We start from the raw sequence: 14,411 nt of genomic DNA, 5'->3' as shown, positions 1-14,411 counted from the left end.
TCAATAAATTTATGTGATATCCCATTGGGAGGTAAAAATATTTATTTAGAACTTTGTAATAAATATTACTTAATCAGGAAAACAACATATGCAGGACAATCTGACGACTTTCTATAAGCTTACAAAAAAAATTAAAGACGATAAGTTCAGTATCGATTTGATACCTCGATATGACCTATCTCTTCAAGTCAGTACCTCATTGTTTAGGCTCTGCATAGTAGACACGGAGGAAAACCGTTGCCTGATAGTGGAGGATTACCAATTACAGGGCATTACAGACACTTCTCAACTAATCAAAGTGTTGAATGAAATTTATGAAGACCACCACCTTTTAAAAGCTGGTTTTTGGAAAACGATCAGGCTAGGCATTAAAAACCTAAACTTTTCTTTAGTACCCCACTCCCTTTTTGACCATGAGTACCTTACAGACTATTTAACCATCAATTGCAAAAAAGATGTCTTAAGCAAAGACCATGTGTACTACTACAAACAAAACAGTTCTGACGCTGTAAACATATTTTCAGCCAACAAGCAGATTGTCAAATATTTTACCGAGGCTTACCCTCTAAAAAAACTGCATATTGTCCATCACACTTCATCATTAATTGAAGGCATCTTGCAAGGCACCAAAGGGGATGAAAAAAGTGAAATGTTCATACTGGTTGAGAATAACTACATCACCTTATTGGTAAGGAATCAGAAAAAACTAGAATTTTGCAACTGTTTCAATTTCACCTCTACGCAAGATTTTGTATATTTTGTTATGTTTGTTTTTGAGCAGTTGAACTTGGACCCGGAGAAGACTAAAGTATTCCTGTATGGAGAAATCACACCAGACTCTGCCATATATATTAAGCTTAACAGTTATATATGTAACTTAAGATTTGGCAGTAGACCTGAAAACTTAAGTTTCAGCTACCACTTTGACGAGCTTTTTGACCATCGTTTTTTTGACCTTTACAACATGCACCTTTGCGAACAGCCATGACAAAAATAGCTTTATTCCCTGGATCTTTTGATCCCTTTACAAAAGGACATTACGATGTGGTCATCAGAAGTTTATCTTTATTTGACAAAGTAATTGTTTCTTTAGGAAACAACAGTAGCAAAAACCGGTATTTCTCCATTGAAACAATGATCAACAAAATAGAAGAAGCTTTTCATGACCAGCCAAAAGTCGAGGTAATGGCTTATAAGGGGCTTACAGCCACATTTGCCAAAGAGCAAAATGCTAAATATATAATCAGGGGACTAAGAAACACCACAGATTTCGAATATGAAAACACTATTTGCCAGGCCAATAAGCACCTATGGAGTGAACTTGAAACCATCTTCTTAATTACCACGCCGTCATTGGCATCTATCAGCTCTACCATTATTCGGGAAATTCATAAACATGGAGGGGAAATAAACTCTCTTCTTCCCTATAAGCTCTGAGGAGTTTTATTATATACTTTTACAATTTCCTCAATAGACTTATAGGTATTTTTCAATGCTGATTTAACCTCTTTGTTGGACATCCAAACAACCTCTTCTATAAACTCTTCTGTTTGTGGAGCCATGTCATCATCGCTAACACAGGTCATTTCATACCAGTAGGTTTTCTTTAATATTCGTTTTCCTTTTCTTATGTAAGAGTGCCAGGTAGAACCAATTTTTTTATCCAACGACACTTTAATATTGCATTCTTCTTCTACCTCCCTCAGTGCACCCTCGGCTGGGTCTTCATGCTTATTTAGCTTTCCTTTGGGCAAATCCCATTTACCTAAGCGGAATATCATTAAAACCTTATCTCCTTTCCTAACAATGCCCCCAGCAGCTTTAATAATTTTAAAGTTATCCTTTACATAGTCCTTCATCAAACCTTTGTCCCGAACAGCAAAAGTAATTGACCACAGCTCTTTAAGCTTTTTGTTTTCCAAAATCTTGATAAGACGATCTATCTGAGCTGCCTTAGCATCATATATCAAAACATCTCCCAAAAGTTTTTTAGAAGTAATATCCTCATCACGTTTCAGAACAACGTCATAATCTTTGTGAACGGGAGCGTCCAATTTTACTATAGAAACTGGCTTATCGTTTATAAAAAGTTTCATTCAGAACTTTAAAATCTATTTCTTTAAATAAAATCACATATACACTCCAACAAATTAGGATTAGCTATTGTTAAAAAAAAATTATTTGCGGTTTTTTGTATGAAATATTTTAAATGCTATCATGAATACCGCAAGAAAAACGGCAGCATCACTTCTGCAAATTAAAGCTATCAAATTAAGTCCAGACAAACCATTTACTTGGGCTTCAGGATGGAACTCCCCTATATATTGTGACAATCGGTTATCTCTGTCATATCCTGAAATACGGACGTTGATAAAGGATGGACTTGCTGAAGCGGTAAAAGAATCCTTTCCTCAAGTAGAGGCCATTGCAGGAGTTGCCACTGCTGGTATAGCCCAAGGGGCCTTGGTGGCAGATGTATTGGATTTACCTTTCTTATATGTGCGTCCTAAACCAAAAGACCATGGCATGGGCAATCAAATAGAAGGGGCTGTCTCCGAAGGACAAAAAGTGGTTTTGATAGAAGACCTTGTATCTACCGGTGGCAGTTCTCTGAAAGCTGCAGACGCTTTAAAACGGGCAGGATTCGAAGTACTGGGAATGGTCGCCATATTTACTTACGGTTTTAAAGTTGCCGACGATAATTTCAAAAATGCAGGTATCAAACTAGTAACCTTATCGGACTATAATACACTTATCGAAGAAGCTGTATCTGGAAATTACATCTCGGAAAGTGATTTAAACAGCTTAAAAGAGTGGCGAAACAGCCCTGACACCTGGAAAAAGTAAAACAAAATTAGGGTTTTCGAAGTCATACTATTGTTATGCCTAATGAAAACCCTTTTAGATTCTTTGTAAAGAAAACTTTTTTCATTGCTGCACTTATATTAATAGCAGTAATGGTCTTTTATGCCTATCACATTTTTTTGCTGTTGTTTGCAGCTATTATGATGGCTATACTTTGGAAAGGTATTAGCAGATGGCTTCACAAAAAGACAGGCATCAAAGAAAGTATTTTACTGGCCTCTGTCATTATAGTCAACTTTGGCCTTATAGTACTAATGTTCATCGTCCTTGCACCTAAGGTCGGAGAACAAGTGGAAGTGCTCAGCCAAGATATTCCCAAAGTAATGGAAGAAATACAGGATTGGGCGCAACAGTCTGAGATTGGCAGAAGACTTATGCAGGAAGTGCCAGATGACGGATCTGTTGAAAACCCTGCAGGTATTTTACAAGGTATTGTCGATTTTTTGGCAGCCACTGTTAATATAATCCTTGATTTCGCAGCAGTAATTATCCTGTCTATTTTTATCTGCGTAAGCCCTTCTTTATACAAAGGAGGCTTTCTAAGGTTGCTGCCCAAAGACGTCAGAAAAAGAGGTGATGAGGTCTTAAGAACCCTTGACTATACCTTGTTCAGGTGGTTTGTTGGAAAAATAGTGGACATGACAGCTGTAGCGATACTAACAGCTATTGGACTATGGATCATAGACATCCCCTTAATACTAACGTTTAGTCTGATAGCTTTTTTCTTTTCGTTCGTACCAAACATTGGACCGGTTATTGCTGCCGTCCCCCCTATTTTGGTATCCTTTTTAGACGATCCAAGCAAGGCTATCTATGTTGCATTGTTATATATAGGGGTTCAGCTGATAGAAAGCTCCATTATCACCCCCGCCATTCAAAAAAAAGCTATCACCATGCCACCAGTGCTATTGTTGTTGATACAAATTTTCTTTGCTATGGTAACAGGCCCACTAGGCCTGCTATTGTCCACCCCTATCCTAGCAACAGCAATGATCCTAGTTAAAACATTGTACGTCGAAGATGCCTTGGATGACCAAAAAATAGAGGTCAAAGGAGAACAAAAACTTTAGAAGGCAAACGTTGACTAAACACTTTGTTATTCCTTTTGGAGTATTGTTGACTTTTAATAAAATTTACTCCAAGTTATAAAAAAGCAGAAAAATGACAAGAATTGGGGTTATTTCTGACACGCACGGTTATTTGGATCCAAAAGTCTTTAACCATTTTGAAGATTGTGATCAAGTATGGCACGCGGGAGATTTTGGCACTTTAGACATTTCTGAAGCATTAGAGGCTCATAAACCTTTAAAAGGTGTGTACGGTAACATTGATGGGAGCGAAATCCGACTTAAACATCCAGAAACTTTAGCTTTCCAAGTAGAAGCACTAAAAGTACTCATGATCCATATAGGTGGGTATCCAGGAAAATATCCTGCAAAAGTAAAACAGTTAATAAAAAAAGAACAGCCCGATATATTTGTATGTGGGCACTCTCATATTCTAAAAGTAATGACCGACCGTAGTTTTAATAACATGTTGGCAATAAACCCAGGTGCGGCAGGGATACAGGGATTTCACCATATCAGAACTTTATTAAAGTTCGATATTGAAAATGATAAGATAGTAAATATGAAAGCAATTGAACTTGGCAAAAGAGGGGAAATAAAAAAAGGTGAATAAATCACCTTTTTATGCTTTTTCTTCGCCTTTTTTAGCTTCTGCTTTTGCTGCACCTGGAGTTTGTTGATTTTTCAGTTCATCAACGTCAACTTTTTTAACAACAGGTTTAGTGGTAAGAAGCTTAATTTGTGCTAACCTAGCTTTTGCAACAATTTTATTTCTCTTCCCTTTTCTTTGTAGTCTCGTAACTGCCATAATGATATATTTTCTTTGATAAACAAAATGCAAAATTAAGCGATCTCAGTTTCAATAAAAAACTTTTCACCAAATTATTTCAGAAAAAGAGTCATTGAAAAACAAAGAGCATGGCCTCCTAAACATGCTAACTGCCATATCCACCACTTTGGGTTAAGGTTATTCCTTCTAAAAAATCTATTGATCCATAAAGAAGAAATCAATATCCCAACCAACCCAAACATTATATTAACAGCATATAAAGCTAAGGTTTGCGTCTGATGGCTGTTTATAATCACTAATTGTTGTTCATCTTCTGAAAACTTCCCAAAAGGTTTTACTAACTTATCTCCATGTAAATAGGAAATCAACACGATGGGTTTGTCATGGGTTTCAACAACAGGCGATGCTATTCCTAGAACTTTGAAGATCAACAAACCTGTCAGGAACAATTCCAGCCTGAGAAACAGAAACGGAGTAAGCAACTTGCCATAACTCCGCTTTCGATAAATAAGATATACAAAAGCGCGTGTCCAGTTCATACTAAGACCTCCTTTCAAAAGTCTTTTTACGAAAAAAACACCGATGGGTTAAGTTCTATAATCGCAAACATTTGTATATCAAGACAAAACGCCAAAACAAAAGCCTATACATCCCTATTTTTTAAGACAGTTAAAGCTAGAACCTTTAGCCCTTTTTATATAGGTAAAACATGTATTTTTTATACTTCTTAAAATTTTCACCACTGCGTTGACCAGTAAAATGCTTATTCTGCATTTTGCCAAGCTTCTTCTTGTATTTCCACTTTACAAATTTAGCAACCCAAGGGAACCTATCTTCTGCTAGCATAAAAATCAAGTTATAGGCTGGGTGCAAAACTTCTTTGCTAAGATCATTAACAATATCTATAGTAGGTGCAGTCTCAGCGGTAATATCTTGTTCTTTAACAAGATGAACAGGATGCGTCTTCACTTTCCCTGTAAACTCCTCAAATTCATGCCCTCCCCCAAGCAAGCTTTTCTTTTCTGGATCTGTTTTAAAAAAGTCACATATCATAATATGGCCTTCAGGATTCAAATGTTCTAAAGCTTTTTGAAATGCAGAATCTATAGGAATGTATTGAAAACTTTCACTAAATATCACAAGGTCATACTTAATCTCGGAGTTCATATTCTCAAACTTCATTTGAAAAATATTAGATTCAGAGCCTAGCAATTTCCTAGCATGTTCGGTGAGAATTACCCCAGGCGAAACAGCATCAACCTTGTACCCTCTATCTACCAAAGTTCTTGCCATTTTCCCGCTACCACACCCTACATCCAAGATTTTATTAACCCCTTCAGGAATATGATCCATCAAAAACTCTGCATAATTTTTTTGTGCTTGTGCAAGGTTTCCAACATCACCTTTCAGTCCATTAGAAAATAAACCATAGTGCAAATACTCTGTTTTTAAAAAAAACTTAAAGATCAAAAGACCTATTTCTAACCCTACTTCTTTAGAATCTACTTTCTTAACTTTTTTAAACATATAATTAATCATTTTAAAAGGCTAAAAATAACAATATTATACCAAAATCCCATCAAATAAATTTTTCACGCCAAACAATAATTAGATATGATGCCCAAATGCCTTTCATATGATTTAGCTATTTTTTTATTAAAAAGTTACTTTTTGTATTAATTTTGGACTCTATGAGCGAGCAAAAACCAACTTTACCTAAAGGAACACGTGATTTCGGACCGGATAAAATGGTTCGAAGAAACTATATCTTTAACATTATAAGAAGATGTTTTCATAAATATGGTTTTTTACCACTTGAAACTCCCGCACTAGAAAACCTGTCAGTCTTAACAGGTAAGTATGGAGACGAAGGAGATAAACTGATATTCAAAATACTCAATTCGGGAGATTTCCTAAAAAAAGTAACACAGGAAGATATCAACCAAGGCGCAGCTACTTTAACACCTAAAATATCTGAAAAAGCGCTTAAGTATGACCTGACTGTGCCTTTTGCCAGGTATGTGGTCATGAACAGGCATGAAATCACTTTTCCATTTAAAAGATTTCAAATACAGCCTGTTTGGCGGGCAGACAACCCACAAAAGGGTCGTTATAGAGAATTTTATCAATGCGATGCAGATGTAATCGGAACACGTTCATTAATATGTGAAGCAGAACTCATTATGTTGCTCAATGAAGTCTTTTCTGAGCTAAACATTGAGGATATCAGCATTAAAATAAACAACCGGAAAGTTCTATCGGGAATTACCGAAATCATTGGCAAAAAAGGAAGCGAGACAGATCTTTGCGTGGCTATTGACAAACTCGACAAAATTGGCAGAGAGGGCGTAACAAAAGAGCTTCAAACAAAAGGGTTTTCTGATGAGGAAATTTCATGCCTTGACCCTCTTTTTAACTTAAGCGGAAACCACGAGCATGTTATTACGGCACTTAAAGAACTATTAGCCACCTCAGAAGTAGGACTTCAAGGTGTAGAAGAACTGGAACAGGTATATGAATACTTGATCGCTTCAGGTTACGAAGGTAGACTACCTGAGCCAGACATCACCCTGGCACGTGGATTAAATTATTATACAGGAGCCATTCTTGAGGTCAAGGTCAACAATGTAAAAATAGGCAGCATTAGCGGTGGAGGCAGGTACGACAACCTGACCGGCGTTTTTGGCATGCCAGATGTGTCTGGTGTGGGCATTTCTTTTGGCGTAGATAGGATATACGACGTCATGGAAGAGCTCAATCTATTCCCTACCGAACTCCAGCAAGCATCTTCTGCAGTTCTTGTCGCCAGTTTTGATAAGGAATCAGAAAAGTATTCGTTATCATTGATCAGAAGACTCAGAGAAGCAGGTATCAGTAGCGAGATGTACCCAGAACCAGTAAAAATGAAAAAGCAGCTCAACTACGCCAATGCAAAAAACATCCCGAATGTCATTATTATTGGCTCAGAAGAAATTTCATCAGGGTTGCTTTCAATTAAAAACATGGAAACCGGCAATCAAGCTAAAAAAACTGTGGATGAGATCATAGCTGAACTCAAACCCTGAAGCATGAAAAAAACTTTATACCTAATTCTTGCCTTGTTCATTACAAGTTTTGCCTATGCACAACCGTATAAGGCAGATTTTAAGGTTGTCGATAATTTTACCAGAAGCTGTGTGCCTTTTACCGTAACAGTAAAGGACTTGTCTGGATCTGAAGCGGATCCTCAGTTGGCAAGCCCTTTTTACTATTATGGAGATGGAGGCGATACGACACAAGCCAAAACTTATACCTACACAAAACCCGGGATTTATTCTATAACCCAATTTATCCAAACAGGTGGCAACCCGCCGGTAGACAGGATTACCAAGACTGACTATATAGAAGTACTGCCCAAACCTCAACCTGTATTTTCTGTAAACTACTGTCAGGACAGGATTGTCCAGTTACAAATAGAAGATGCTCCTTATGAAGAGTACATCATTGACTTTGGTGACGGAAGCGAAGAGGTTATTATTTTGCGTGATGAAATGGCGGAACACACTTATGCAAATGAAGACCCCAGAACTATAACTGTAACAGGCCAGTATGCACCAGGAGGTTGTGGCGAAAGCGCAACGAAGACCATTAACCCCTTAGAACAATTGATAGTGCCTGATATCATTTCACTAAAAGCATTATCTAATGAGGAACTGGTACTTGAGTTCAATGCTTATGACAATCATGTCTATAATATACTTAAAGTAAACCAGGAAACAGGAGAAAGTGATCTGATAAGTACCATTAAAGATCAAGAGGGGCTTATTGAACACACGTTAAGCGGCTTTAACCTCCCATCCGAGCCAGTGTGCCTCATCATTTCTGCTGCAGACTGCAATAGTTCTGTAGAAAGCCCTACTATTTGTACTATTAACCACACGGTAGAGGCAGTAGAAAATGAAAACCAAATCTCTTGGGCTCCTTATGTAGACTCCGAATCATTTGCCCGTTATCTCATTACCAGAAACGGCACAGAAATATTCGAAAGCCTTTCCCATACAGAAGGCCAGTTCGCTGACACTGAAATAAACTGTGGGCAAGAATATTGTTATGTATTGAAAGCAGAACTTCAGCATACAAATGCAGCAGGGACACCTATTATCGTTCACGCCGCTCCCCAATGCGTCCAAGCCTTAACCACAGAACCACCACCACCTGTTTCTGAAATTAATTCAACCATAGAAGACGGAGCAATCAAGGTATTATGGGAAATCCCTGAAAACCCTTCTGAAGTAAATGAAATTAAAGTCTATCGCTCTGTCAATGGAGGAGACTATGCCCTACTTCAGGAGCTGAACGACCTTAATTATACGGATCAAGAAATCTCCATTCCTGAAAACACCTACTGTTATAAAGTTTTTTACAAAAATCCATGTAACTTACGACCAACAACAAGTGCAGAGACCTGTCCGATCATATTGAGCGCAGAACAAGGAAGAGAGGATTTTAACCGCTTGTCATGGACTTCCTATACAGGATCTTTTTGGGAGGATGAGCCAAACTATATTCTAGAAAAACTGGAGGAAGGCTTAACACCTTACGCCACAGAAGAAATAGGCCCTTTATTAAACATAGAAGATCCACAAGAGGAAGGTGTACAGGTAATAAGGTACCGTATACGTATCCAATCAGAAGGAGACACGTCTTTCACGAGCTACTCCAATGTACAAGAGCTAAGATATAGAATGGGTATATTCCCACCAAACACCTTTACACCAAATAATGATGGCCTCAATGATACATTTGAAGTAAAGGGAAGGTTTGTAAAAAACTATAGTATTACTATTTTTAACAAATGGGGCGAAGTTGTCTATAGCAGTACAGATATGGATGAAGCTTGGGACGGAACTATTAGAGGACAAGCTCCCGTACCCGGTTCTTACGCCTATGTAATAGAAGCAGAAGATTATACTGGAGAAAGAATTAACAAAAGAGGAACAATATCCATTATTTTTTAAAAGGAGGTATATTATGTTTGATATGATGAATATGCTTGGCAAAGTAAAAGAAGTCCAGGCAAAGCTTAATGAAGCCAAACAAAACCTAGGCAAAATAGAAATAACTTCTGAGTCTGGAGGAGGCATGGTCAAAGCCACAGTAAACGGTCATAGACAATTAATAAAATTGGAGGTAGACAATGACCTAGTGAAGCCCGAAGACAAGGACATGCTGCAAGACCTAATTGTAGCCGCTACCAATAAAGCACTAGCGGATATAGAAGAAAAAATCCGTGAAGAAATGAAAAAAAGCACACAAGGGGTGCTTCCTGATATTCCAGGATTCGACTTTGGCAATTTGGTATAACAATGGAAGAAATAGCCATTGTTATACTTAACTGGAATGGAAAAAAATATCTTGAGCTATTTTTGCCTTCGGTAATAAATAATAGTGCCGGCGCAAAAATATACATAGCAGACAACAATTCTGCAGACGATTCCGTACCTTTTCTGGAGAGGAACTATCCAGAAGTTACGATCATACAGTTCTCTGAAAACAAAGGATTTTGTAAAGGATATAACGACGCATTAAATTTAATTGACTCAAAATACTATCTTTTATTAAATTCTGACGTAGAAGTAACCGAAGGGTGGCTTGAACCTTTGCTACAAGTTTTTCGAGACGATGAAAAAGTCGCTGCTTGTCAGCCGAAAATCAAAGACTATAAAAAAAGAGACTACTTTGAATATGCAGGGGCAGCAGGCGGTTTCATAGATAAATGGGGATACCCCTTTTGCAGGGGGCGCATTTTCTTTTCGCTAGAAAAAGACACAGGCCAGTATAATGACATTGCAGAGGTTTTTTGGGGAAGTGGCGCCTGTTTATTAATAAAATCTGAAGCTTTCCATGAAGTCGGTGGACTTGATGAAAGTTTTTTTGCTCATATGGAAGAAATAGATATTTGCTGGAGGCTAAAAAACTTAGGCTACAAAATAATGTACTGTGGAAAAAGCGAGGTATTCCATGTAGGCGGTGGCACCCTGTCAAAGTCTAGCCCAACAAAAACTTTTTTAAACTTTCGTAACAGCATATATAATATTTATAAAAATAATCCAGGGCAAATATCTACCAAAATAGCTGTAAGGCTCATTTTAGATGGCGTTGCCGGGGCAAGATTTCTTTTTACAGACTCTTGGCGGCATACCATGGCAATTCTACGTGCTCATTTTTCGTTTTACTTAAACATTAATCAGTTAAAGCAAAAAAGAGCGCTGGAGAAAAAAAGAAGGAAAATAAACACCCGTTCTGAACTATATCATAGAAGTATTGTGTTTGACTATTTTAAAAAAGGGAAGCAAAAGTTTTCCGATTTAAAATTAAAAGTCGCGGACAACACTTCTGCTCCTTCTCAAATGGCGGTGAATATTCATAACAAAAGCCATGCAGAGATAAATAAGAACAGGTGATCCGAGCGTTAAAAAAGATGCATAAACAAAAAAGATCCGAATACTGCTGGTCGCTATACCAAGTTTTTCACCTAACGAGGTACAGACTCCAAAAGCATATTTCTCAAGGAACGAATATAGTCTTTTCATACGCTTTAAAATAACATTAGATTAACTGTGAGGTTATTAAATTTGTTTAAAAATAGCTTTCATTTTTTGTAATAATTAAAATATAACAATAAATTCGCAAAAAAACAATAGGGTTTATTATGGTAATCAATAAGAAAATCACTTCAGTTGCTTTAGTGGCGGGACTTCTGAGTATAAACGGATGTGCCCTCAAGCAAATGATCAAAATGTCTAAAGATCAAGAACTTCAGGTACAACCATCTCCGCTGGAAGTACATGGTGACAGTGTTTCATTTGAAATGTCTGCACTACTGCCAGTAAAAATGCTGAAGAAAAACAAAATCTATACGGTAAATGCTTATTATGAGCATAACGGAGAAAAGATTAAACTGGAAGAGGTAGAGTTTAAAAGCAACGACTACCCAGACGCTAATATGAACCAGCCTAAGCTTTCTCATAGATATTCTTTTGGTTATGACCCTGAAATCGGAAATGGGGACCTCATAGTAGTTGGTACAGCTTCCAACATGGCTAAGTCAAGATCAAAATCTACAGACGAACTTCCATTGGCCAAAGGGCTTATCACCACTTCTACTCTTGTTAAAGATATATACCATGTAGCTTATGCAGATCATGGTTATGATTTTAGAGAAGAACTTATCCCTACTACTGTTAATTTCTTCTTTGACCAAGGAAGATCTAACCTAAAAGCTTCTGAAATTTCAGGCGAAGAAGGCAAAAAACTAAATGCTTACTTAGCTCAAAATAACGTTACAAGAACAGTAACTATTATTGGACAGCACTCTCCTGAAGGTTCTGAAACCAAAAACTCAAAACTTGCTGACGAAAGGGCTTTAGTTATTGAAAAGCATTACCGTCAGGCAATGAAAAAATATGACCACAAAAAAGTAGCTGACTCCATTAAATTTGTCACCAAAGGTGTTGTAATGGACTGGGCTGGTCTTAAGAAAGAGCTAGAAAAAACTTCTGCTATCAATGACGACCAAAAAGCGCAAGTGCTTGAAATCATTGACGGTAAAGGTTCTTTCGCTGACAAGCAAAAAGAAATCGAGAAGCTTTCATTCTACAAAACGCTTCTTAACAAGGTATACCCTAACTTAAGAACAGCAAGAACTGAAATTCTTACAGTTAAGCCGAAGAAGTCTAACGCTGAAATATCTCTTTTGGCATCAGCAATCGTAGAAGGTAAAGCCAATGCAGACACTTTAAGCTATGAAGAGCTTGCTTACGCTGCTACGCTTACCAATGACCTTGAGCTAAGAGAAAAAATCTACGTAGCTACTATTAAGAAAAAAGATAGCTGGGACTCTCACAACAATTTAGGTGCTGTATACCTAGAAATGGCTAAGAAAGAGCTTAACAAAAATGAAAGAGCTAAGCTTGCTGAAAAAGCCATCAACCAGTTTGAACTTTCTAACAAGCTAGAAAACAACGCTTATGCAAACACAAACCTTGCATCTGCGCTACTTATGACAGGAAAGAAAACTGAAGGTGTGCAAGCTATCAACAAAGCTGCAACTCAAAAAGCAGACAACGAGCTGAAAAAAGGTATAGCGGCTGTACAAGGTACACTTGAAATCAAAGAAGCTAAGTACAAAAATGCAGTTCAGAATCTTTCTAAAGCAAACGAAACTGCTGAAGTTCTTTACAATCTTGCACTTGCCAGTCTTTTGAACAAAGATTACCAAGCTGCTAAGAAAACTTTTGATGCAGCCATCTCTGCTGACGAAAACAATGCATTAGCACATTATGGTGCAGCTGTAACAGCAGCAAGGCTTAATGATGAAGCTTCGTTAACTAGCAACCTTAAAAAAGCAGTTAAGCTTGACGAAAAACTAAATGAAAGGGCAGTTACTGACATGGAATTTGCAGACTTTGCAAACTCTCAGAACTTTAAAAATGCGCTTAAATAATAAACCCTTTTATATAAACAAAAAAGCCCCGTTTTTCGGGGCTTTTTTGTTTATATTCCATTTGTGATTTGTCTTTCTAATTCCTATTTTTGCTCAGTTTCAAATTTAGACTATCCAAAAACACATGAGACAAATACAATTTCGCGAAGCCCTTAGGGAGGCATTGAACGAAGAGATGAGAAGGGACGAAAATATCTTCCTTATGGGTGAGGAAGTGGCAGAATATAATGGAGCATATAAAGTAAGTCAAGGTATGCTCGATGAGTTTGGCCCTGAAAGAGTCATCGATACCCCTATTGCAGAGCTTGGGTTTGCGGGTATTGGTGTTGGCGCTGCAATGAATGGGTTAAGACCTGTTATTGAGTTTATGACCTTTAACTTCTCACTTGTTGCTATTGACCAAATCATTAATGGTGCCGCTAAAATGATGTCCATGTCTGGAGGTCAATATAGTGTTCCTATTGTTTTCAGAGGCCCTACAGGAAATGCAGGAATGCTTTCTTCACAACACTCTCAAAATTTCGAAAACTGGTATGCAAACTGTCCAGGACTTAAAGTAGTAGTACCTTCTGACCCACATGATGCCAAAGGTCTATTAAAATCTTCTATCAGAGACAATGACCCTGTAATATTTATGGAGTCTGAGTTAATGTATGGAGATAAAGGAGAGGTACCTGAAGGAGAATTTCTTTTACCTCTAGGTATTGCAGAAGTAAAAAAAGAAGGCTCTGATGTAACCTTGGTTTCTTTCGGAAAAATGATGAAAATCGCTTTCGAAACTGCTGCCGCAATGGAAAAAGAAGGTGTTTCTGTAGAAGTTATCGACCTTCGCTCTGTAAGACCTATTGACTATGAAACTATTGTAAACTCTGTAAAGAAGACCAATAGACTGGTAGTAGTAGAAGAAGCTTGGCCATTAGCAAGTATTTCTTCTGAAATAGCTTACCATGTTCAAAAATATGCATTTGACTATCTTGATGCTCCTGTAGCAAGAATCACTAACCGGGATGTTCCTCTTCCTTATGCGCCAACGCTTATTGAAGAGATTCTTCCAAATGTAAAAAGAACAGTTGGTGCTATTAACTCTGTAATGTATCGCTAGTAATACATGATTTTCCAAATACAAGAGAACCACCCCAAAAAGGTGGTTTTTTTGTTACTCTTCTACTCTAACGATAAATGGTGTATCACAATAGTTTATAAC

General features: G+C 37.5%; 16 protein-coding genes. 11 read left to right on the top strand and 5 right to left on the bottom strand.

Going from position 1 to position 14,411, the window contains the following annotated elements; translation table 11 throughout:
• Positions 1-88: 88 nt before the first annotated feature.
• Entirely contained in the window at positions 89-988 is a 900-nt protein-coding gene (locus RCC89_09910) for a DUF3822 family protein (GenBank protein WMJ73474.1), read from the top strand.
• Positions 985-1,437, top strand: a complete 453-nt coding sequence (gene coaD / locus RCC89_09905; protein WMJ73473.1) for a pantetheine-phosphate adenylyltransferase — start codon at positions 985-987, stop codon at positions 1,435-1,437. Before RCC89_09910 ends, coaD begins: the two co-directional genes overlap by 4 nt.
• Here the strand turns inward: coaD and RCC89_09900 are convergent.
• On the bottom strand, positions 1,425-2,096 hold the full coding sequence (locus RCC89_09900) for an NUDIX domain-containing protein (protein ID WMJ73472.1): 672 nt from the start codon (positions 2,094-2,096) through the stop codon (positions 1,425-1,427). The genes coaD and RCC89_09900 overlap by 13 nt on opposite strands.
• A gap of 121 nt (positions 2,097-2,217) precedes the next feature.
• On the opposite strand from RCC89_09900, the gene pyrE reads away from it, so the two are divergent.
• The 3 genes from pyrE to RCC89_09885 all read left to right on the top strand — a co-directional run bounded on the left by pyrE (position 2,218) and on the right by RCC89_09885 (position 4,545).
• On the top strand, positions 2,218-2,847 hold the full coding sequence (gene pyrE, locus RCC89_09895) for an orotate phosphoribosyltransferase (protein ID WMJ73471.1): 630 nt from the start codon (positions 2,218-2,220) through the stop codon (positions 2,845-2,847).
• Positions 2,848-2,882: 35 nt separating this feature from the next.
• Positions 2,883-3,935 (top strand): AI-2E family transporter, encoded by a 1,053-nt coding sequence (locus RCC89_09890; protein ID WMJ73470.1) that lies wholly within the window; start codon positions 2,883-2,885, stop codon positions 3,933-3,935.
• Positions 3,936-4,026: 91 nt separating this feature from the next.
• Complete coding sequence (locus RCC89_09885) at positions 4,027-4,545, top strand: metallophosphoesterase family protein (protein WMJ73469.1); 519 nt, start codon at positions 4,027-4,029, stop codon at positions 4,543-4,545.
• A 9-nt stretch (positions 4,546-4,554) separates the two neighbouring features.
• Here RCC89_09885 and RCC89_09880 read toward each other — a convergent pair whose 3' ends face one another.
• The 3 genes from RCC89_09880 to RCC89_09870 form a co-directional block, all read right to left on the bottom strand.
• Positions 4,555-4,740, bottom strand: coding sequence for a hypothetical protein (locus RCC89_09880; protein WMJ73468.1), 186 nt, complete (start codon positions 4,738-4,740; stop codon positions 4,555-4,557).
• Between the two features lie 74 nt (positions 4,741-4,814).
• Complete coding sequence (locus RCC89_09875) at positions 4,815-5,261, bottom strand: hypothetical protein (protein WMJ73467.1); 447 nt, start codon at positions 5,259-5,261, stop codon at positions 4,815-4,817.
• Between the two features lie 145 nt (positions 5,262-5,406).
• Positions 5,407-6,249, bottom strand: a complete 843-nt coding sequence (locus RCC89_09870) for a class I SAM-dependent methyltransferase (protein WMJ73466.1) — start codon at positions 6,247-6,249, stop codon at positions 5,407-5,409.
• Between the two features lie 164 nt (positions 6,250-6,413).
• Here RCC89_09870 and hisS point away from each other — a divergent pair, with 164 nt between their 5' ends.
• The 4 genes from hisS to RCC89_09850 are packed head-to-tail and all read left to right on the top strand — an operon-like array spanning position 6,414 to position 11,165.
• Positions 6,414-7,787 (top strand): histidine--tRNA ligase, encoded by a 1,374-nt coding sequence (gene hisS, locus RCC89_09865; protein WMJ73465.1) that lies wholly within the window; start codon positions 6,414-6,416, stop codon positions 7,785-7,787.
• Positions 7,788-7,790: 3 nt separating this feature from the next.
• Complete coding sequence (locus RCC89_09860) at positions 7,791-9,719, top strand: gliding motility-associated C-terminal domain-containing protein (protein WMJ73464.1); 1,929 nt, start codon at positions 7,791-7,793, stop codon at positions 9,717-9,719.
• Between the two features lie 13 nt (positions 9,720-9,732).
• The gene (locus RCC89_09855) at positions 9,733-10,065 is read left to right on the top strand and encodes a YbaB/EbfC family nucleoid-associated protein (protein WMJ73463.1); all 333 of its coding nucleotides are present in this window, start codon (positions 9,733-9,735) and stop codon (positions 10,063-10,065) included.
• 2 nt (positions 10,066-10,067) lie between these two features.
• Positions 10,068-11,165: a glycosyltransferase family 2 protein gene (locus tag RCC89_09850; GenBank protein WMJ73462.1), complete on the top strand. Its 1,098-nt coding sequence runs from the start codon at positions 10,068-10,070 to the stop codon at positions 11,163-11,165.
• On the opposite strand, the gene RCC89_09845 is transcribed toward RCC89_09850, so the two are convergent.
• Entirely contained in the window at positions 11,076-11,294 is a 219-nt protein-coding gene (locus tag RCC89_09845) for a PspC domain-containing protein (GenBank protein WMJ73461.1), read from the bottom strand. The genes RCC89_09850 and RCC89_09845 overlap by 90 nt on opposite strands.
• A gap of 119 nt (positions 11,295-11,413) precedes the next feature.
• Here RCC89_09845 and RCC89_09840 point away from each other — a divergent pair, with 119 nt between their 5' ends.
• Together RCC89_09840 and RCC89_09835 are read left to right on the top strand one after the other, a co-directional pair.
• Positions 11,414-13,207 carry a hypothetical protein gene (locus tag RCC89_09840; protein WMJ73460.1) on the top strand — a complete coding sequence of 598 codons (1,794 nt, stop codon included), beginning with the start codon at positions 11,414-11,416 and terminating at the stop codon, positions 13,205-13,207.
• Between the two features lie 124 nt (positions 13,208-13,331).
• Positions 13,332-14,309 carry a pyruvate dehydrogenase complex E1 component subunit beta gene (locus RCC89_09835; protein ID WMJ73459.1) on the top strand — a complete coding sequence of 326 codons (978 nt, stop codon included), beginning with the start codon at positions 13,332-13,334 and terminating at the stop codon, positions 14,307-14,309.
• The last annotated feature ends 102 nt before the right edge of the window (positions 14,310-14,411 follow it).

Source organism: Cytophagaceae bacterium ABcell3 (assembly GCA_030913385.1).
Taxonomy (GTDB): domain Bacteria; phylum Bacteroidota; class Bacteroidia; order Cytophagales; family Cytophagaceae; genus ABcell3.
The sequence above is the reverse complement of the archived record's forward strand: the minus strand, read 5'-3'. Positions and strand labels throughout refer to the sequence as shown.

What these genes read in the sequence shown, in the direction of transcription:
- RCC89_09910 (WMJ73474.1), top strand. Translation starts at nt 89, where the DNA reads ATGCAGGACAATCTGACGACTTTCTATAAGCTTACAAAAAAAATTAAA.
- coaD (WMJ73473.1), top strand. Translation starts at nt 985, where the DNA reads ATGACAAAAATAGCTTTATTCCCTGGATCTTTTGATCCCTTTACAAAA.
- RCC89_09900 (WMJ73472.1), bottom strand. Translation starts at nt 2,096, where the DNA reads ATGAAACTTTTTATAAACGATAAGCCAGTTTCTATAGTAAAATTGGAC.
- pyrE (WMJ73471.1), top strand. Translation starts at nt 2,218, where the DNA reads ATGAATACCGCAAGAAAAACGGCAGCATCACTTCTGCAAATTAAAGCT.
- RCC89_09890 (WMJ73470.1), top strand. Translation starts at nt 2,883, where the DNA reads ATGCCTAATGAAAACCCTTTTAGATTCTTTGTAAAGAAAACTTTTTTC.
- RCC89_09885 (WMJ73469.1), top strand. Translation starts at nt 4,027, where the DNA reads ATGACAAGAATTGGGGTTATTTCTGACACGCACGGTTATTTGGATCCA.
- RCC89_09880 (WMJ73468.1), bottom strand. Translation starts at nt 4,740, where the DNA reads ATGGCAGTTACGAGACTACAAAGAAAAGGGAAGAGAAATAAAATTGTT.
- RCC89_09875 (WMJ73467.1), bottom strand. Translation starts at nt 5,261, where the DNA reads ATGAACTGGACACGCGCTTTTGTATATCTTATTTATCGAAAGCGGAGT.
- RCC89_09870 (WMJ73466.1), bottom strand. Translation starts at nt 6,249, where the DNA reads ATGTTTAAAAAAGTTAAGAAAGTAGATTCTAAAGAAGTAGGGTTAGAA.
- hisS (WMJ73465.1), top strand. Translation starts at nt 6,414, where the DNA reads ATGAGCGAGCAAAAACCAACTTTACCTAAAGGAACACGTGATTTCGGA.
- RCC89_09860 (WMJ73464.1), top strand. Translation starts at nt 7,791, where the DNA reads ATGAAAAAAACTTTATACCTAATTCTTGCCTTGTTCATTACAAGTTTT.
- RCC89_09855 (WMJ73463.1), top strand. Translation starts at nt 9,733, where the DNA reads ATGTTTGATATGATGAATATGCTTGGCAAAGTAAAAGAAGTCCAGGCA.
- RCC89_09850 (WMJ73462.1), top strand. Translation starts at nt 10,068, where the DNA reads ATGGAAGAAATAGCCATTGTTATACTTAACTGGAATGGAAAAAAATAT.
- RCC89_09845 (WMJ73461.1), bottom strand. Translation starts at nt 11,294, where the DNA reads ATGAAAAGACTATATTCGTTCCTTGAGAAATATGCTTTTGGAGTCTGT.
- RCC89_09840 (WMJ73460.1), top strand. Translation starts at nt 11,414, where the DNA reads ATGGTAATCAATAAGAAAATCACTTCAGTTGCTTTAGTGGCGGGACTT.
- RCC89_09835 (WMJ73459.1), top strand. Translation starts at nt 13,332, where the DNA reads ATGAGACAAATACAATTTCGCGAAGCCCTTAGGGAGGCATTGAACGAA.